The organism is Microbacterium sp. W4I20, assembly GCF_030816505.1.
GTDB lineage: Bacteria > Actinomycetota > Actinomycetes > Actinomycetales > Microbacteriaceae > Microbacterium.
The window spans coordinates 1,839,971-1,858,135 of record NZ_JAUSYB010000001.1 but is presented as its reverse complement, the minus strand read 5'-3'; the positions used below and the strand labels follow the sequence as shown (position 1 = coordinate 1,858,135).

The 18,165-nt window shown below is 69.2% G+C and carries 16 protein-coding genes and 1 tRNA gene; 14 read left to right on the top strand and 3 right to left on the bottom strand.

All coding sequences use genetic code 11. From position 1 onward, the window contains the following. Window positions 1–6: 6 nt before the first annotated feature. A complete protein-coding gene (locus tag QFZ21_RS08940; RefSeq protein ID WP_307376868.1) occupies window positions 7–1,899 on the bottom strand; it encodes a DUF2207 domain-containing protein in 1,893 nt (630 codons plus the stop codon). A 79-nt stretch (window positions 1,900–1,978) separates the two neighbouring features. Between QFZ21_RS08940 and lysS the strand changes: the two genes are divergently transcribed. Beyond that, entirely contained in the window at window positions 1,979–3,511 is a 1,533-nt protein-coding gene (gene lysS / locus QFZ21_RS08935) for a lysine--tRNA ligase (RefSeq protein WP_307376866.1), read from the top strand. A 16-nt stretch (window positions 3,512–3,527) separates the two neighbouring features. Here lysS and QFZ21_RS08930 read toward each other — a convergent pair whose 3' ends face one another. After that, entirely contained in the window at window positions 3,528–4,646 is a 1,119-nt protein-coding gene (locus tag QFZ21_RS08930; RefSeq protein WP_307376863.1) for a DUF4192 family protein, read from the bottom strand. Between the two features lie 112 nt (window positions 4,647–4,758). Between QFZ21_RS08930 and QFZ21_RS08925 the strand changes: the two genes are divergently transcribed. From QFZ21_RS08925 to QFZ21_RS08915, 3 genes are all read left to right on the top strand, one after another. Then, window positions 4,759–4,932 (top strand): hypothetical protein, encoded by a 174-nt coding sequence (locus QFZ21_RS08925; RefSeq protein WP_307376861.1) that lies wholly within the window; start codon window positions 4,759–4,761, stop codon window positions 4,930–4,932. A gap of 88 nt (window positions 4,933–5,020) precedes the next feature. Further along, on the top strand, window positions 5,021–6,481 hold the full coding sequence (cls, locus tag QFZ21_RS08920) for a cardiolipin synthase (protein WP_307376858.1): 1,461 nt from the start codon (window positions 5,021–5,023) through the stop codon (window positions 6,479–6,481). Window positions 6,482–6,540: 59 nt separating this feature from the next. Further along, complete coding sequence (locus QFZ21_RS08915; RefSeq protein WP_307376855.1) at window positions 6,541–7,263, top strand: hypothetical protein; 723 nt, start codon at window positions 6,541–6,543, stop codon at window positions 7,261–7,263. A 16-nt stretch (window positions 7,264–7,279) separates the two neighbouring features. Here QFZ21_RS08915 and QFZ21_RS08910 read toward each other — a convergent pair whose 3' ends face one another. After that, window positions 7,280–8,278 (bottom strand): diacylglycerol kinase family protein, encoded by a 999-nt coding sequence (locus QFZ21_RS08910; protein WP_307376853.1) that lies wholly within the window; start codon window positions 8,276–8,278, stop codon window positions 7,280–7,282. A gap of 207 nt (window positions 8,279–8,485) precedes the next feature. Between QFZ21_RS08910 and QFZ21_RS08905 the strand changes: the two genes are divergently transcribed. The 10 genes from QFZ21_RS08905 (at window position 8,486) to QFZ21_RS08860 (ending at window position 17,987) form a co-directional block, all read left to right on the top strand. Then, a complete protein-coding gene (locus tag QFZ21_RS08905) occupies window positions 8,486–9,445 on the top strand; it encodes a MetQ/NlpA family ABC transporter substrate-binding protein (RefSeq protein ID WP_307376850.1) in 960 nt (319 codons plus the stop codon). Window positions 9,446–9,489: 44 nt separating this feature from the next. Next, window positions 9,490–10,515 (top strand): methionine ABC transporter ATP-binding protein, encoded by a 1,026-nt coding sequence (locus QFZ21_RS08900; RefSeq protein WP_307376847.1) that lies wholly within the window; start codon window positions 9,490–9,492, stop codon window positions 10,513–10,515. Beyond that, entirely contained in the window at window positions 10,509–11,183 is a 675-nt protein-coding gene (locus QFZ21_RS08895; protein WP_307376844.1) for a methionine ABC transporter permease, read from the top strand. Before QFZ21_RS08900 ends, QFZ21_RS08895 begins: the two co-directional genes overlap by 7 nt. Next, window positions 11,180–12,115, top strand: coding sequence for an FAD-binding oxidoreductase (locus tag QFZ21_RS08890; protein ID WP_307376842.1), 936 nt, complete (start codon window positions 11,180–11,182; stop codon window positions 12,113–12,115). Before QFZ21_RS08895 ends, QFZ21_RS08890 begins: the two co-directional genes overlap by 4 nt. A gap of 15 nt (window positions 12,116–12,130) precedes the next feature. Then, window positions 12,131–13,324, top strand: a complete 1,194-nt coding sequence (locus QFZ21_RS08885; protein ID WP_307376839.1) for a PLP-dependent aminotransferase family protein — start codon at window positions 12,131–12,133, stop codon at window positions 13,322–13,324. 30 nt (window positions 13,325–13,354) lie between these two features. Next, window positions 13,355–14,674, top strand: coding sequence for a serine--tRNA ligase (gene serS, locus QFZ21_RS08880; RefSeq protein ID WP_307376836.1), 1,320 nt, complete (start codon window positions 13,355–13,357; stop codon window positions 14,672–14,674). Continuing rightward, the gene (locus QFZ21_RS08875) at window positions 14,671–15,492 is read left to right on the top strand and encodes an HAD family hydrolase (protein WP_307376834.1); all 822 of its coding nucleotides are present in this window, start codon (window positions 14,671–14,673) and stop codon (window positions 15,490–15,492) included. Before serS ends, QFZ21_RS08875 begins: the two co-directional genes overlap by 4 nt. A gap of 42 nt (window positions 15,493–15,534) precedes the next feature. After that, window positions 15,535–15,619, top strand: a tRNA-Ser gene (locus QFZ21_RS08870). Between the two features lie 49 nt (window positions 15,620–15,668). Further along, window positions 15,669–16,919 (top strand): LCP family protein, encoded by a 1,251-nt coding sequence (locus QFZ21_RS08865; protein ID WP_307376831.1) that lies wholly within the window; start codon window positions 15,669–15,671, stop codon window positions 16,917–16,919. A gap of 63 nt (window positions 16,920–16,982) precedes the next feature. Next, the gene (locus QFZ21_RS08860; RefSeq protein WP_307376828.1) at window positions 16,983–17,987 is read left to right on the top strand and encodes a LacI family DNA-binding transcriptional regulator; all 1,005 of its coding nucleotides are present in this window, start codon (window positions 16,983–16,985) and stop codon (window positions 17,985–17,987) included. Window positions 17,988–18,165: the final 178 nt, after the last annotated feature.

Below are 18,165 nucleotides of genomic sequence, written 5' to 3'. Positions count from 1 at the left end.
GGCCTCTCAGCGGCCGCCGGAGAATCCGCCGCCGCCCCCGCCGCCGGAGAAGCCTCCGCCGAACGAGCCCCCCGAGCTCGACGACGTCCCGGCGGACGGCGAGCTGTACGTCGCTGCCGCGTGTGACGACGCCGTGAACGAGGACAGGTACACGCCGACGTAGGGGGAGGAGGGGTCACCGATCCAGGACGGACCGTGCTGCTCGGCGGAATAGACGCGCTCGAGCACGTCGCCCCACTCCTTCTCCATGCCGAACAGCATCGCGTAGGGCAGCAGGCGCTCGTACACGTGAATGACATCGGCTCCGCCGTCCGTGCGGCGCTCCGCCCCGCTGTACGACTGCAGCATGCGGAGCCGGTCCGCCTCCGCGACGCGGATGAACTCCTCGACGCCCTTCAGGTATTCGAGCTCCCGCGCGCCTTCGGTCGTGAGCACGGTGTGCTTCGAGAACGAGTAGAAGCACGCGATGAGCACGAGGACCACGCCGAACGAGACGGCGACGAGGGCAGGGATGGCGGAGAGCCGTCCGGTGATCACGCCCACGAGGGAGACGCCGAGCCCGAGGAGCACGAGTGCGATGGCGCACCACTGCACGATGACTGCGCCGCGACTACGGGCTGCGGTGGTGAGGCCGCGCGATTCCGCGGTGCTCTTGCCGCTCTGGAGCAGCGCGTTCATCCGGTCCGCGAACGCCTCGCTGGACGTGGGGACGTCGACGACGCCCCCGGCATTCGCCTTGAGGAACAGCGCGTCGAGCGCCTCGACGTCGAGCTGGTCGGGGATCCGTGAGTCGGGGATCCTTCGCAACCGCGGATGCTCCGGGGAGCCTCCTTCTTCGATGCGCAGCGTTCCGCGCACGGCGAGGTGCACGATCTCAGCGGGGATGATGTCCTTCGCGCCGGGGATCAGCGCGGCGGCGAGCAGGGGCGGCATCGAGTCGGGCACGTCGAACTGGGCGACGACGACGCCGGTCGCCGTGCGGCGGCGGCGCTGGAAGGCCCACACCGTCGCCCAGGCGCCGACGGACAGCGCCCCGGCGCCGATGGCGGCGATCAGAGGGACGGTGTCGGTCACCGGGTTCGGGGTGCGGGCGGAGGGCTGGGTCGCGGTGCCCGGTTCGAAGCCGATCGCCACCGTCACTCCGTCTCCGGCCGCGCGCTCACCCGATTCGACACGGAACGTCGCGACATCGCCGTCGATCGCCGGTCCGTCGAGCGAGCACTCCTCGGTCGCACCCGAGACGCCGGCGTAGCAGCTCGCGGATCCCGCGAGGCGCTTGCTCATCGCGGCATCGAACACGATGTCGGCGCGGAACCGCTCGATGGCCTGCGTGCTGTCGAGAGGGAGGAGGTCCCAGTAGAACTCGTCCACCGCCGGCGTCCCCGCCCGCTCGCCACGCGACCCTCTCGACGCGTCCGCCGCCAGGATCACGTCCTGCATCTCGTACTCGATCACGTAGGTGGTGAGCCCCTGCACGAAGTCGTCGTCGCCGGTGAGGATCAGGAGCAGGCCGTCCTCTTCGTCGGTCTCGAACGGCACGTCCGCCCCGGAGTCGTCCGTGACGGACAGCACCCGGGTCTCGGTGCTCGCGCCCTCGTACGACGTCGGCAGTCCGCGGACGATGCCCCGGTTCTGGTCGTATGGGGGGAAGCGGGCGACGACGGTCTCGGTGACGTGCATGCGGGCGCGGCCCTCGGCGTCGAGCCCGACCTCGTATCGGGCGTCCCACGAGGCGTACGAGAAATCGTCGACGTCGGCCGCCGCCGACCCGGCTGCCTGCGACGGCAGGGAGGAGGCGGTTCCGGGAGCGACGGCTGCAGAGGCCACGCCGGGCGTGGCGACCGCGGCGAGAGCGAGGGCGAGTGCTGCGAGCGCGCGGAGAGTGCGTGTGGCGGCCATGCTTCGAGGCTACCCAGGCGACGCCGCAGTCTCGGCATCCCGGCTCGGTAAACTGGTGAGGACTTCAAGGAGCCCGCACATGACTGACGCGTCCGCCGCGCCCGATTCGGCTTCGGCCGACCCCTCGTCCGAAGAGGACGTCCACGAGCAGAAGGCCGTGCGTCTCGCGAAGCGCGAGCGGCTGATCGCGAAGCGCGCAGATGCCGCCGGCGGGGCTTTCCCGGTCGGTGTGCCGGTCACGCACGCGATCCCGGCCCTGCGCGCCGAATACGGTGAGCTCGAGGCGGGAGCCGAGACCGGCCTCGTGGTCGGGGTCGCGGGCCGAGTGGTCTTCAGCCGCAACACGGGCAAGCTCTGCTTCGCCACGCTGCAGGCCGGCGACGGCTCGCGCATCCAGGCGATGATCTCGCTCGCGAACGTGGGCGACGAGTCTCTTGCCGATTGGAAGGAGTACGTCGACCTGGGCGATCACGTGTTCGTGCACGGCGAGGTCATCTCCAGCCGCCGCGGTGAACTGTCGATCATGGCCGACGGCTGGGAGATCGCGTCGAAGGCGATCCTCCCGCTCCCGAACGCGTACTCCGAGCTCAGCGAAGAAGGACGCGTCCGCAGTCGCTATCTCGACCTGATCGTCCGCGAGCAGGCCCGCACCACCGTGCGGGCGCGCGCCGCCGTGAACGCCAGTCTGCGTGCGACGTTCACCGGCCACGACTACCTCGAGGTGGAGACCCCCATGCTGCAGGTGCAGCACGGGGGAGCATCCGCCCGTCCGTTCGTCACGCACTCCAACGCCTTCGACACCGAGCTGTACCTCCGCATCGCCCCGGAGCTCTATCTCAAGCGGGCCGTCGTCGGCGGCATCGAGCGGGTGTACGAGATCAACCGCAACTTCCGCAACGAGGGCGCCGACTCGACGCACAGCCCGGAGTTCGCGATGCTCGAGGCCTATCAGGCGTACGGCGACTACGACCAGATGGCGGCGCTCACTCAGGAGCTCGTGCAGCAGGCCGCGATCGCCGTGGCGGGGTCGACGACCGTGACGTGGGCCGACGGCACCGAATACGACCTCGGCGGCGAGTGGGACCGCATCTCGATGTACGACTCGTTGTCGGCGGCGGCCGGTCGCACCTTCACGCCGCAGGATCCGGTCGAGGACCTCATCGCTTTCGCCGAGGCGAACGACGTCGATCTGCCGCCGCAGGCGACCCACGGCAAGCTCATCGAGGAGCTGTGGGAGTACTTCGTGAAGGGCGACCTCGTGCGCCCGACGTTCGTGATGGACTTCCCGGTCGACACGTCGCCGCTGGTGCGCGAGCACCGCTCGATCGCGGGCGTCGTGGAGAAGTGGGACCTGTACATCCGCGGATTCGAGCTGGCGACCGGATACTCCGAGCTCGTCGACCCGGTCATCCAGCGCGAGCGCTTCGTCGAGCAGGCGAAGCTCGCCGCGCGTGGCGACGTGGAGGCCATGCCCGTGGACGAGGAGTTCCTGCGCGCTCTCGAGCACGGCATGCCGCCGTCCGGAGGAATGGGCATGGGGATCGACCGCCTGCTGATGGCGATCACCGGTCTCGGCATCCGAGAGACCATCCTCTTCCCCCTGGTCAAGTAGGCGAGCGGCCGGACCGTCATCCGAGCGGTCCTCGCCGGAACGCCCACTCCGGCAGCATCGCCCCGCCGATCATGGTGCCGAGCAGCGCGGCGAGTCCATACTGCGGGTCGATCTCTCGCACCCGTTCGAGGTAGTGCCCCGCGTGGGTCGAGCGCCCCAGAGCCCAGGACAGCCAGGCTGCTGCCGTGAGCGGTGCCGGCCGGAACTCCCGGGGCGCTCGTGCCGCCGCCTCCCGGACGACGGTCAGGGCGACCCGAAGGCGATCGGTGTCGGGAGCGGGACCCTGCCCGAGGAACACGGCTCCGAGGTCGTCGGGCACGGTCTCGCCCGTCGCCGAGAACGCGAGCTGGGCCTCGAGGGTGCGCATGCCTCCGGCCAGGTCCGTCGCCCACTGCGCGATGGCCACATCGCGGAACAGCGGGCGATTCAGGCACCAGAGCAGTGCGGCGGTCGCGAACGGCGGCAGATCGTCGGGTGAGCGCAGCACCGACTCGAAGAACGCCGGGACGTCTTCGAGCATGACGAGGGCGGCGATCGCGGCGGGGTTCTCGCGCCCGCTCGGCTTCCCGTGACCATCGTGACCGAGCAGGCGCGTGAGATCGACCAGCGCCTGCCCGACGCGTTCCTTCTCGATGAAGCCGATCTCCGGAAGGTCCGATCCGGTCGACTGGTCGCCGGACACATCACCCTCGGACGGTGCATCGCGAAGCGGCTCGATCTCGTCGGACGGACCGATCTCCGGGTCCTCATCGAGGTAGCTCGACCAGCCTGCCGGCGTGACGCAGAGAGCGTCGACCACGCGGAGTCCTGCCTCCGCGGCGCATCCCAGCAGCTCGTCCACCTCGACGGCGAACGGCAGCACCAGGCCGTCGCGGGTCGGGTGCGCCGCCTCGTCGGTGTACACCACCACGGCGACCGCGTCTGTTCCCTCGACCCGCGCGACCAGACCGACCGCGGCATCGGCGTAGTCCTCCAGGGAGAGGTCGGGACCGGGGAGGTCGAGACGCATCGCGCCATACGTGCGCGAGTCGCGGAACGGCAGCAGCACGATGCTCTGTCGTGGGGTGAAGCCGGCAAGGGCGGGGACGATGCGGAGGAATTCGGCGGAGCCGGAAGCACGAAGCAGTGTTGTCATGCCAGGAGTGTCATCGATCGGGGCATCCTCGTGGGGCGGATCCGCGTCCTGTGGAGGCAGTCGCTGAAAGGCCCCGACTGTGTACGAGGAGTGGCTCGCGTACGATGGAGGGATGGAGAACTTCTGGCTCGCTGCGGCATGGTCGATCCTGCCGACCATCGGCGTGAGCGTCGTGTTCTTCTTCGTGCTCCGCGGCATCCTCCGCTCCGACCGCACCGAGCGGAAGGTGCACGCCCGGATCGAGGCCGAGGAGCGCGCAGCGCGCGGCCTTCCCCCTCGCGTCTGAGCGACGTCTGCACCATCGGCTACTGTGTAGCAGACGCGCGGGCGACGGCGCCGACGTACGGCGAACGCCGCCGAAGTGAGGGGCAACGATGACGGCGGAGACCTGGGGATGGTGGATCGCCGCCTTCCTGCTGGCCCTCGACCTGGTCATCCGCACCACGGCGATCATCGTCATCCCGCGCAACCGCCGACCCACCGCCGCGATGGCCTGGCTCCTCGCGGTGTTCTTCATCCCGTTCGTCGGCGTCTTCCTCTTCCTCCTGATCGGCAACCCACGGCTCCCGCGGGCCCGGCGCCGCAAGCAGGACCAGATCAACGAGTACATCGCGCAAACGAGCGAGCACCTGCACTTCGGGACCCTGCGGCCGCACGCTCCGGGGTGGTTCGGCCCGATCGTCGAGATGAATCAGCGGCTGGGTGCGCTGCCGCTCTCCGGCGACAACGGCGCGCACCTGATCTCGGACTACCAGGAGTCGTTGGATGCGATGGCCGCCGCCATCCGCGAGGCGAAGGACTACGTCCACGTCGAGTTCTACATCCTGCAGTCCGATGCGGCCACGGACGACTTCTTCCGCGCGATGGAAGAGGTCGCGGCCCGCGGTGTCGAAGTGCGCGTGCTGCTCGACCACTGGGCCAACCGCGGCAAGCCCCGCTACAAGAAGACCATCAAGAGACTCAATGCGATGGGCGCCGACTGGCACCTGATGCTGCCCGTCCAGCCGTTGAAGGGGCGGATGCAGCGCCCTGACCTGCGCAATCACCGCAAGCTCCTCGTCGTGGACGGCAAGATCGCCTTCCTCGGCTCCCAGAACATCACCGACTCGACCTACAACCTGCGACGGAACATCAAACGCGGACTCCACTGGGTCGACCTGATGGTGCGCATCGACGGTCCGGTCGTGCTGAGCGTGAACGCCATCTTCCTCAGCGACTGGTACAGCGAGACCGATGAGGTGCTCGAGGAGATCGACATCTCGCACGCCGACATCGGGTCGGGCGATCTGGACTGCCAGGTCGTCCCCTCGGGGCCGGGATTCGAGGTCGAGAACAACCTGCGTCTCTTCCTCGGGCTGCTGTACGCGGCGAAGCACAAGATCATGATCGTCAGCCCGTACTTCGTCCCCGACGAGGCGCTGCTGCTGGCGGTCACCGCGGCGGTCGACCGTGGCGTGCACGTCGAGCTGTTCGTCTCGGAAGAGGGCGACCAGGCGATGGTCTACCACGCCCAGCGCAGCTACTACGAGGTGCTGCTGAAGGCGGGCGTGCGCATCTGGATGTACCGCAAGCCGTACATCCTGCACACCAAGACGCTCACGATCGACGACGAGGTCGCGGTCATCGGGTCGAGCAACATGGACATGCGGTCGTTCGGCCTGAACCTCGAGGTGTCGATGCTGGTGCGCGGGCAGGAGTTCGTCTCCGAGATGCGCGAGGTGGAGGATCAGTACCGATCCCTCAGTCGAGAGCTGACGCTCGAGGAGTGGATGCAGCAACCCCTGCGCTCCACGGTGCTCGACAACCTCGCGCGACTCACCTCGGCGCTGCAGTAGCCGTCCGCTGCGCCGCTCGACCGGGTGACTCCGTCATGCCCGCCGGGTACCCTGTGAGCATGGCCCTCCGCACTCGCTACGCCGCCGTCCTCTCCGCATTCGCCGCGGTCGCGCTCCTCGCGGGCTGCACCACGACGCCGGGCGCCGAGACCCCGACGAGCTCCGCCGCGCCGTCGTCCGCGCCCGAGGACGCCGACGACCGCAACGACGTCGAAGGCGTACTGCTCGACAACGGACGCATGTTCGCGGTCATCACGTCCGGGTCGTCGACGTGCGTGCCGCAGGTCGATCAGGTCTCCGCCGACGGGCAGACGGTCACCGTCACGCTCGTCGACGTTCCCGGCGATGCGGCGTGCACGAAGGATCTCGTCCCGCGGGCGAGCCTCGGCGCCCTTCCGGAGGGAGTCGACCCGAAGTCCGACATCACGCTGCAGGTGACCTACGGCGACGTGAACGACGACGTCGACATCGACGGCGACCCGGCGGCCACCGGCGAGTCCGGGCTCGAGACCGGGATGTCGACGGCCGCCTGGTTCGATGACGGCGGGCTCGTGCTCCTGACCTGGGGATCGTCGTCGTGCGTACCGGTGGTCGAGTCGCTCGAGGGTGCAGGGAACGCGGGCACCGCGACCTTCGTCACCGATGATCAGCAGATCTGCACCATGGACATGGGCCCTCGCGGCACGATCCTCGACTTCGGGGAGGATGCTGTGGACGACGACGGGCCGTTCACCCTGACGCTCGTCGGAGACGGACTCGATGGCACCATCCGGATCGGCTGATCGCCTGCGCTGACGCTCAGAGCATCGAGACGGGGTGCCCCGCGGGCAGCGCGAGCAGCAGCGCCCCGGGGTCGGTGCGGCAGGTCATCCGCACGGCCTCGCCGAACTCGTCGCCGTCCAGCTCGATCGGGGTGGGGCCCGGCGGCGCGACCTCGGCCGCGAGCCCCCGGAAGTAATGCACCGATGCATCCCGGCCACGACGTTCCAGCACGCGGCGACCGGCGCGGAAGCGCCGCAGGACCGAGTTGTCCCACCAGATCTTCCGCCAGACTCCGAGCCAGCCGAGCATGCCCGTGGGCTGGATGACCGCGACGTCGAGGGTCGCGTCGGTGATGGACGCATCCGGAATCAACGCGATGCCGCCCGGCAGGGTGCCGCAGTTCGCGAACAGGATGCTGTGCACCTTCGTCGAATGCAGGCGCCCGTCGTCGATCTGATAGACCGCGCGGAAGGGGCGGGCGCGCGGAAGCGAGCGGGCGGCCCCGTCGACGTACGCGATCCACCCCACCGACCTCTTCAGGTCTGAGCGGGTGTTCGCGATCATGTCGGCGTCGAGGCCGATGCCGGCCAGCACGACGAAGGCGTGCTCCGATACCTCCCCGTTCGCACGGTTGATCCGCGCCCATCCGATGTCGATGGGCAATCGGAAGTCGCCCAGGGCGGCCCGGATCATCTCCGCCGGGTCGCCGAGCGGGAGCCCCAGATTGCGGGCCAGCAGATTGCCGGTGCCACTCGGGAGGATCGCGAGCGGCACCCCGGTGTTCGCGATCGCCTCCGACACCGCGCGCACGGTGCCGTCTCCGCCGGCCACCAGCACGACATCGACGCCGCGTGCGAGAGCCTGCGCGGTGGCGGCCTGACCGGCATCCTGAATCGTCGTGGGATAGAAGGCCGGATGCTCCCACCCGGCCTCGCGCGACAGATCCCGCACCGCGGCGCGCAGCCTCTTCTCGTCGACCTTGATGGGGTTGTAGACGAGCGCCGCCTGTCGTCGGACGGGCACGGGCGAGGTCATGGCGCTACTCTAAACCCGCCGTCCGCTCGCCTTTCCCGCACGACGAGCCCCGCTCGTGTTTCCGCGCGTTACCGCCTGGATCGTGCCCCCGGTGGCCCCGCGGCTAACGTCGGAACACATCCCGCATCTGTCGCGCCGCCGCCCGAACGGTCGGTCACCGACGTGGGACGCACTCCCGACGACCCGCCCACCTCGCAGGAGCCCCTCATGTCAGAGCAGAATCAGACCCAGAGCGAGATCGACGCGCACCTCGCGAAGCAGAAGTCGCGCAAGCGTCTGTGGCTGATCGGCGGAGCCGTCGCCGTCGTGGCGATCGCCGCGGCCATCGTCATCCCGATCGTGGTGCAGAACGCGACCCCCGAGGCTGCCGGCGATGGCGAGGACGAGCTGATCCCGCTGACGATCGCCGACACCGCGCAGAGCGACTTCCAGGACGCGATCATCGAGGTCGGCCGGGAGAACGGCCTCGACCTCACCTTCGTGAACTTCGACGACCCCTACCTGCCGAACACCGCGCTCGTCGAGGGCGAGGTCGACGGCAACTCCTTCCAGCACGTCGCGTGGCTGAGTCAGTTCAACAAGGAGAACGACTCGGACATCACCCCCGTCTTCTCGACGGTGATCTCGGCGTGGGGTCTGTTCTCGGAGGATCTCGAGTCGGCGGACGACATTCCCGAGGGGGCGAAGGTCGCCGTTCCCGACGACCCCGCGAACTTCTCGCGCGCGCTGTTCATCCTGCAGACCGCCGGTGTCATCGAGGTCGACGAGAACGCCGGCGTCTTCCCGACCGAGGAGGACATCACCTCGAACCCGCGCGGGGTCGAGCTCGTGCGCATCGCCCACGAGTCGGTGCAGACCAGCTACAGCGACCCGACCATCTCGGCCGTCGTGATCGCGACCGACGACTTCGACCCGGCGCTCGAGATCACCAGCGACGACGCCCTCGTGCTCGAGGACTCGGCCGCCACCACCTCGAGCCCCTACGTGATCGTCGTCGCCACGACCGCCGACCGCGCCGATGACCCGGCCTGGAGGCTCCTCGAGAAGACCTACCGCGACGACCGCGTCGTCGCAGCCCTGGAAGAGGAGAAGCGCGGCGAGGCCACCATCGTCGAGCTGCCCGTCGACGACCTGCGCGCGGCGCTCGCCGAGCTCGTCGCGCAGTAATCCGCCGTCGTGCGGGGCGACCGCACGACCAGACCGAGGACCGAATGACAGAGCGCATCCAGCTGTCCGGGGTGTCGAAGGACTACCCCGCGCGAGGCAAGGGCGAGCCCGTCCGCGTGCTGCGCGACGTCGACATCTCGGTGCGGGCGGGAGAGGTCTACGGCCTGATCGGGCGATCCGGGGCGGGCAAGTCGACCCTCCTGCGCATGATCAACGGCCTCGAGGCGCCGACGGAGGGGCGCGTGCTCGTCGACGGGGTCGACGTGCAGTCGCTACCACCCGCCGAGCTGCGGGTGCTGCGGCACAGCATAGGGATGGTGTTTCAGCAGTTCAACCTGTGGAACTCGCGCACCGTGTTCAGCAACATCGCCACGCCGCTGAAGCTCGCCGGATGGAAGGACGACGCGGTCTCGCGACGGGTCGCCGAACTGCTCGACTTCGTGGGACTCGGTGGAAAGGCCTTCGCGCGGCCGCGACAGCTCTCCGGCGGGCAGAAGCAGCGCGTCGGGATCGCGCGGGCGATCGCGGCCAAGCCCTCGGTGCTGCTGGCCGACGAGGCCACGAGCGCTCTCGATCCGCAGACGACCACGGAGATCGTCGATCTGCTGCGGTCGGTGAACCAGGAGTTCGGCATCACGATCGTCGTCGTGACGCACGAGATGGACGTGATGAGCCAGCTCGCCGATCGCGTGTCGATCCTCAGCAACGGCGACGTCGTCGAGTCGGGCGGCATCCACCAGATCCTCGCGCGGCCTCAGCATCCGGTCACGGCGAACCTGGTCGGCTCCTACACGCGCACGTTCCTGAGCGACGCGCAGCGCGCGGAACTCGCCACCAGCTTCTCGGGTCTTCGGATATCCGTCGCGATGGACGGCGCGGTCGCCGAGGGGCCGCTGCTCTCGTCGCTCGCCCGCCGCCACGACGTGGATTTCTCGATCATCCAGGGCGGTGTGGCGCGCGTGAAGAACCTGCCGTACGGCCAGCTCAGCCTCGCACTGCACGGCGAGGATGCTGCCGTCGAGAGGTTCGTCGCCGAGCTCGCGACCCGTACGGAGGTGACGTCATGGTGACCTTCGACGTGCTCGACCTGGAGGTGGTCATCCCCAAGGTCGCCCGCGCGCTCGGCGAGACGCTCTTCATGGTGACGGTGGCGTTCTTCCTCGCCTCCGTGATCGGTCTGATCCTCGGCATCTTCCTGTACGCCACGCGTCCCGGCCAGCTGCTGCACAGCCGCGTGGTGCACACGACCTTGAACATCGTGGTGAACACCCTGCGGCCGATCCCGTTCATCATCCTGCTGATCGCGCTCACACCCTTGACCCGGGCGCTCATCGGCACCAGCATCGGTCCGGCCGCCGCGATCCTGCCGCTGACGATCGCGGCCTCCGTCGGGATCGCCCGCGTGGCCGAGTCGAACCTCGTCGCGGTGGATCCGGGCGTCATCGAGGCGGCCAAGTCGTTCGGGGCGTCTCCGCTGCACATCCTGTTCGGCTTCGTGGTGCGCGAGGCCTTCGGGCCGTTGCTGCTGTCGCTGACGTTCATCTTCGTCGCCCTGATCGACGCGACCGCCGTCGCCGGCGTGGTCGGCGGAGGCGGGCTCGGCAACCTGGCGCTCACCTACGGCTACCAGCGGTTCGACTACGCCGTGATGATCCTGATCATCGTCGTCCTGATCGCCCTCGTGCAGCTGGTGCAGTTCATCGGGAACCGCATCGCCAAGCACTTCATCGACGGATGACGGCGTCTCGGCGCCGTGTCGCCGTCGTGGGCGCGGGAGTGACCGGCACGACGGCCGCCGCGCGGATCGCGGAGGACGGGAATGAGGTGGTGCTCGTCTCGGCCGAGCCGATCGGCAGCACCGCGGTGTCGCGCGCGAGCTTCGCCTGGGTGAACTCCCACGGCAAGCAGCCGGAGTCGTACCGTCGGCTCAACGAGGACGGTCGTCGTGTGCACGCCGAGCGTTCCGCAGCCCACGCCATCCCGTGGTTCGTGCAGACCGGCGCGGAGATCGACGGCATCGCGTACCCCGACGACGGGTACGTCGACACCCGCGCCTTCCTCGCCGCACATCTCGACGACCTGCGGCGGGCGGGCGGGACGGTGCGGGATGCGACGCGCATCCGGTCGCTGGATCAGGTGCGCGACCTGGTCGGGCCGGTCGACACGATCGTCGTGGCCGCCGGCTCCGGAACGGCGGAGCTCGTGGCGGCAGTGGCGACCGAAGCCCAGCGGCTCTCCGGATCGACGGGGGTGGATGGCTTCCTCGCCCGGATCGAGGTCGGTGATCACCCGATCGACCGGATCCGCTCCCTCGACGGGCTGCAGGTGCGCCCGGACGGCCGTGGTCGCATCGCGGCGCAGAGCCTGAGCATCGAGGCGGCACTGCGGCGTGATGGCATCGTCGCCTCCGTCGGATCGGTCTGGCCGGCGCTCCGTGACGAGATCGACGCCGCGCTGGGGTGGCGTGTCGCCGATGACGCGCACGTCGCCGTCGAGCATGCCGCCCGCCCGCATGCCGACGACGGTTCGCCGGCCGTCGGTCCCGTCGCCGATGATGTGTATGTCGCCCTCACCCACAGCGGCGTCACACTCGCGGCGCTGTTGGGTGACCTGATCGCCCGTGATATCCGCGGCGACGCCGACCCGAGACTCGCCCCCTTCCGCCCCTGACCCGAACGGACACCCATGACGGACACCGCCCTGACCCCGAGCGCACTGCTGGCCGGGCTCCCCGCCCGCCAGGGGTTCGGCGACGCGACGCTCATCCGCCTCGCCCCGGGTGCCATCGACCTCGGCGGAGGCAACCCGTCGACGGACCTGCTGCCGCTGGACGTCTATCGCGACGCCTTCCATGAGGTGACCGACAGCGACAGATTGGCTCCGCTGCTGAAGTACTCGCCGGCTGCCGGACTGCCCGAGCTGCGGTCGGCGATCGCGGCGCGCGAGGGAGTCTCGTCCGAGCGGGTGCTCATCACCAACGGCGGGGCGCACGGGCTCGCGCTCGCGGTACTCAGCCTGCTCGATCCCGGCGACCTGATCGTCGTCGACGACCCGGTGTATCCGCTCTTCCTCCGCGTGCTTGATCTGATCGGCGTCGAAGTCGCTGCCATCCGGGTGGGGTCCGACGGCATCGACACCGACGAGCTCGAACGCCGGCTGCGCGAGGGTCTTCGCCCCAAGGCGCTCTTCACGGTGCCCACGTTCCAGAACCCGTCGGGTGTCACACTGAGCGTGGAGAAGGAGGCCGCGCTGGTCGCCCTGGCCGAGAAGTACGGCTTCACGATCATCGCGGACGACCCCTATCGCGCGATCTCGTCCCCCGGGTTCGTCGTGCCCGAGCGTCGGTCGTTCCGCGGCTCCGACCACGTGCTCGCGGTGAACACGTTCTCGAAGACCCTGGGACCCGGCCTCCGGCTGGGCTGGATCGTGCTGCCCGCCGCCCTCTCGGAGCGCGTCACCTGGCTGCGCAATCGCCTCGACGGACAGACCAGCGGCATCCTCCAGGCGGTGGTGACCCGGATGCTCGCCGACGAGCGGCTGGACCCGTCCATCTCCGCGGCCGGAGCCGAGTACGCGGTGAAGGCGCGCGCGCTGACGGCGGCGCTCCGCGCGGAGTTCGGCAACGAGGTCGAGGTAGCGGAGCCCCGGGGCGGATTCTTCGCGTGGGCGCGCCTGATCGGAGACGTCGACTTCACCCGCCTTTTCGAGGCCGCGCAGGATCGCGGCGTCTTCTACCAGCGCGGGGAGTGGTTCGCCGCGGCGGGCGAGGGGTATCGCGGCTTCCTGCGGCTGTCGTTCTCGGAGGTGAGCTCGGAGGACCTGACCGAGGGAGTGTCCCGTCTCGCTCTGGCGTGGCGGGAGCTGACCGCACGCGGCTGAGGGCCGGGGAGCGCGCTCTAGACTTGAGGCATGATCGACCTCGCACTCCTCCGCGACAATCCGGAGATCGTCCGCCGTTCACAGGCTGCTCGCGGGAACGCCGAGAGCACCGTCGACGACGCACTCGAGGCCGACCGATCGCGCCGCGCGGCGCTCACCGCGTTCGAGGAGCTGCGGGCCGAGCAGAACGCCTTCGGCAAGCAGGTCGCGAAGGCGCCGAAGGAGGAGAAGGCCGCCCTCGTCGCCCAGGTGAGAGAGCTCGCCGATCGGGTCAAGCAGGCGCAGCAGGCAGCCAACGAGGCGGCCGACGCCGCAGCTGCGGCTCTGTCGAAGATCGAGAACGTCGTCATCGACGGTGTTCCGGCGGGCGGCGAAGCCGACTTCGTCGAACTGCGCCGCGTCGGCGAGATGCCCACCTTCGACTTCGAGCCGCGCGATCACCTCGAGCTCGGCGAGCTCCTCGGAGCGATCGACATGGAGCGCGGCGCGAAGGTGTCGGGTGCGCGGTTCTACTTCCTCCGCGGCATCGGCGCCCGCCTCGAGATCGCGCTGATGAACCTGGCTCTCGACAAGGCGCTGCAGAACGACTTCGTGCCGCTGATCACCCCGACCCTGGTGCGCCCCGAGATCATGCAGGGCACCGGGTTCCTCGGCGAGCACGCCGACGAGGTGTACCACCTCGACAAGGATGACGACCTCTACCTCGTCGGCACGAGCGAGGTCGCGCTCGCCGGGTACCACAAGGACGAGATCGTCGACCTGTCGCACGGTGCCCTGCGCTACGCCGGCTGGTCGACCTGCTACCGTCGCGAGGCCGGATCGCACGGCAAGGACACCCGCGGGATCATCCGCGTGCACCAGTTCAACAAGCTGGAGATGTTCGTCTACACGAACGCCGAGGATGCGGAGGCCGAGCACCTGCGCCTCGTCGCGCTGCAGGAGGAGATGCTGACCTCGCTCGGTCTCTCCTACCGCGTGATCGACGTCGCTGCCGGCGACCTCGGGTCGAGCGCGGCGCGCAAGTACGACATCGAAGCCTGGGTGCCGACTCAGGGCGCCTTCCGCGAGCTGACCTCCACCTCCAACTGCACGACGTTCCAGGCGCGCCGGCTCGACGTGCGTCACCGGCCGGCGGATGGCGACGGACAGGAGAAGAAGACGCAGCACGTCGCCACGCTGAACGGCACGCTCGCCACCACCCGCTGGATCGTCGCGCTGCTCGAGACGCACCAGCAGGCGGACGGCTCGGTGCGTGTGCCGGAGGTGCTGCGCCCCTACCTCGGCGGCCTCGACGTGATCCGGCCCCTCGGCTGGACCGCGGAGCCCGCCGACGCGCAGGAATCACGATGACCGGCACCTGGCTCGTCGGCCTCGACGTCGACGGAACCATCCTGCTCCAGGACGAGACCATGAGCCCCGGCGTGCCCGAGGCGGTCGCCCGGGTGCGCGATGCCGGCCACGTGGTCACGATCGCCACCGGACGCAGCTGGATGGCCACGCGGCGCTACGTGGAAGAGCTGGGCATGACCGCCGACTTCGTCGTATGCTCCAACGGCGCCGTGACGATGCGCCGCGCGGGAGACGACTGGGAACGCTGGAACGTCGAGACCTTCGACCCGCGCCCGGTGCTCACTCTGCTGCAGGACCGGCTGCCCGATGCCCGCTACATGGTCGAGCTCGCCTCCGGTCAGCGTCTGTACACCGCGCAGCTCGACGACTGGACCCTCGACGGCGGGCGCCAGGTCGACTTCGACGAGCTCGGCGCCGAGCCGGTCTCGCGCATCGTCGTCGTCTCCCCGGGGCATGACGAGGAGGACTTCCATCGGCTGGTCGCGGATGCGGGGCTGAATGAGGTCTCCTACGCCATCGGCTGGACCGCCTGGCTCGACATCGCGCCCATGGGCGTCGACAAGGGCACCGCCCTGGAGCAGGTGCGCGCCGAGCTGGGTCTCGGCCGGGAGCGGGTCTTCGTCGCGGGAGACGGCCGTAACGACATCGGCATGTTCGGCTGGGCGCGCAGCTTGGGCGGCCGGGCCGTGGCGATGGGGCAGGCGCCGCCGGAAGTGAAGGATGCCGCGTCGGAGATCACCACCGACGTCGAGGACGGGGGCCTGGCAACGGCCCTGGACACGCTTCCAGCGCCCGCCCAGGTCAGCGCGGGACAATAGAACTCGGCTAGACTCACGCGTTGTCGGCAGATGCATCTGTCGGGAGGGTTGTCCGAGTGGCCGATGGAGCTGGTCTTGAAAACCAGTGGGCAGAGATGTCTCGTGGGTTCGAATCCCACACCCTCCGCATCCGAGCACGGTGACCCCGCACCGGCGCTGACCTCGAAAGGCCACGAGTGAGCGAGTACACCCGACGCCGTCGCACCATCGCGCGGCACGGTCAGCTGCACACGCCCGGCCCGGTCGGCCAGCTGCTGAAGTTCCTCGCGATCGGCCTGGCCGTCGTCCTCGTCAGCGGCTTCGGCGTCGGCGCCTACATTCTGTATGACTTCTCCAGCACGGTCTCGGCCAATGCGGTCGACCTCGAAGGAGACGCGCCCGTGCCGCCGGACATCGGCGAGTACAAGGACGGCTTCAACCTCGTTCTCACGGGCGTCGACACCTGCGAGGACGACTACAAGCAGTACTTCGGCGACCGCTGCACCGGCGGAGACTCCGAAGGCACGCTCAACGACGTGAACCTGTTGGTGCACGTCTCGAAGGACCCGCGCCGCATCACGGTCGTCAGCTTCCCGCGCGACCTGATGATCCCGATCCCCGAGTGCACCGACGACGACGGGAACGTCCACTCCGCGATGAGCAAGCGACCGTTGAACGTCGCCTACACCGACGGCGGGCTGAACTGCGTCGTGAAGACGATCTCCGAGCTCACGGGTCAGGAAGTGCAGTTCGCGGCATCCGTCACCTTCGGCGGCGTGATCGAGATCACCAACTCGATCGGCGGCGTCGACGTGTGTCTGGCCAACCCGATTCGGGACAGGTACACCGGGCTTGACATGACCGCGGGCACGCACACGGTGAAGGGCATCGAGGCGCTGCAGTTCCTCCGTACCCGTCACGGGGTCGGCGACGGCAGCGACCTCGGACGCATCGGCAACCAGCAGCAGTACATGTCGAGCCTCGCGCGCAAGATGATCAGCGGCGAGGTGCTCGGGAATGTGCCGGTGATGCTGAAGCTCGCGAACACGGGGCTCAACAACCTCGAGGCGAGCACCTCCCTCGCAGACCCGATGAAGATCGTCCAGATCGCGCTCGCCGTGCGAGAGGTGCCCTTCGAGGACATCGTGTTCGTGCAGTACCCGACCGGCGCCGACTACGAGGATCCGAACAAGGTGGTCCCGAACTACGACGCCGCAGACCAGCTCTGGGCCGCGATCGAGGCGAACGCCCAGCTCCAGATCACGCACCAGAACAACAGCAACGACGGCGTGGTCGTCGAGGAGCCCACTGCGCCGGCGGAGGAGACGCCGACCGCGGAACCCACCCCGGGTGCGACCGCGACGCCGGAGAACGTCGTGGCGCTGCCGGACTCGATCAAGGGCAATTCCGCCGCGCAGCAGACCTGCTCCAACGGCAACGTCCGCTGACCCGCTCCGCGCGCTCTGCAAGGCGCTTGCGCGCGTTTGCAAGAACTTGCGTACACTGACCCCATGTCGAAGCGACTCGCCGAGGTGGCGCGCAAGGTCGGTGTGAGCGAGGCCACGGTCAGCCGCGTGCTCAACGACAAGCCCGGGGTCTCCGACGCCACGCGTCAGGCCGTCCTCACCGCGCTGGATGTGCTGGGCTACGAACGCCCGACGAAACTGCGCGGTGAGCGGGCACGACTGGTCGGGCTGGTGCTGCCGGAACTCCAGAACCCGATCTTCCCCGCCTTCGCCGAGATCGTCGGCGGCGCTCTCACGCAGAACGGGTACACCCCGCTGCTGTGCACGCAGAACGCCGGCGGCGTCACCGAGTCGGACTACATCGATCTGCTCCTCGCGCAGCAGGTGTCGGGGGTGATCTTCCTCGGGGGCAACTACACCCAGGCGGATGCCGCGCATCAGCACTACGCCCGGCTGCGCCAGGTCAACCTGCCCACCGTCCTCGTGAACGCGCGGGTGCCCGAGCTGCAGTTCGCCACGGTCTCGACCGACGACGCCGCCGCGGCGGAGCAGGCCCTCCTGCACGTGCACCAGCTGGGCCATCGGCGCATCGGGATGCTGCTCGGCCCCACCGACCACGTGCCATCGCAGCGCAAGCTGGAGTCCGCGCGTCGGCTGCTCGAGCGTTTGGGGGCGCCGCTCTCCGATGACCTCGTGATTCGGGGCATGTACTCCTTGGAGTCGGGGCAGGCCGGCGCGGCTCGTCTCTTCGACGCCGGAGCCACGGCGATCGTGTGCGCCAGCGACCCGATGGCGCTGGGGGCGATCCGCGCGGCGCGTCGGGCCGGCCTCTCGGTACCCGGCGACGTGAGCATCGTCGGGTTCGACGACTCGGCGCTGATGAGCTGCACCGAGCCTCCGCTGACGACGGTGCGTCAACCCATCGAGTCCATGGGGCGGGCCGTGATCGCGCTGCTGCTCGCGCAGATCGCCGGCACCGCGCAGCCGATCGACGAGCTCCTGTTCGAGCCCGAACTCGTGCTCCGATCCTCCACGGGCCCGCTGGCCTGACACTCGTTCCCGGGGTCGCCGAGCCCGTCCGCTTACGTGCGCCCTGCAAGAATCGCAAAATTGCGACAGTTTGTTTAGTTCTTGCGTCATGTGTTCCGAAAAGCTACATTCGGGACATCGCCACTGACGACGAGGAGTTCCGTGGACACCGACGTTCTGCGCACCACTGCGACCGCGC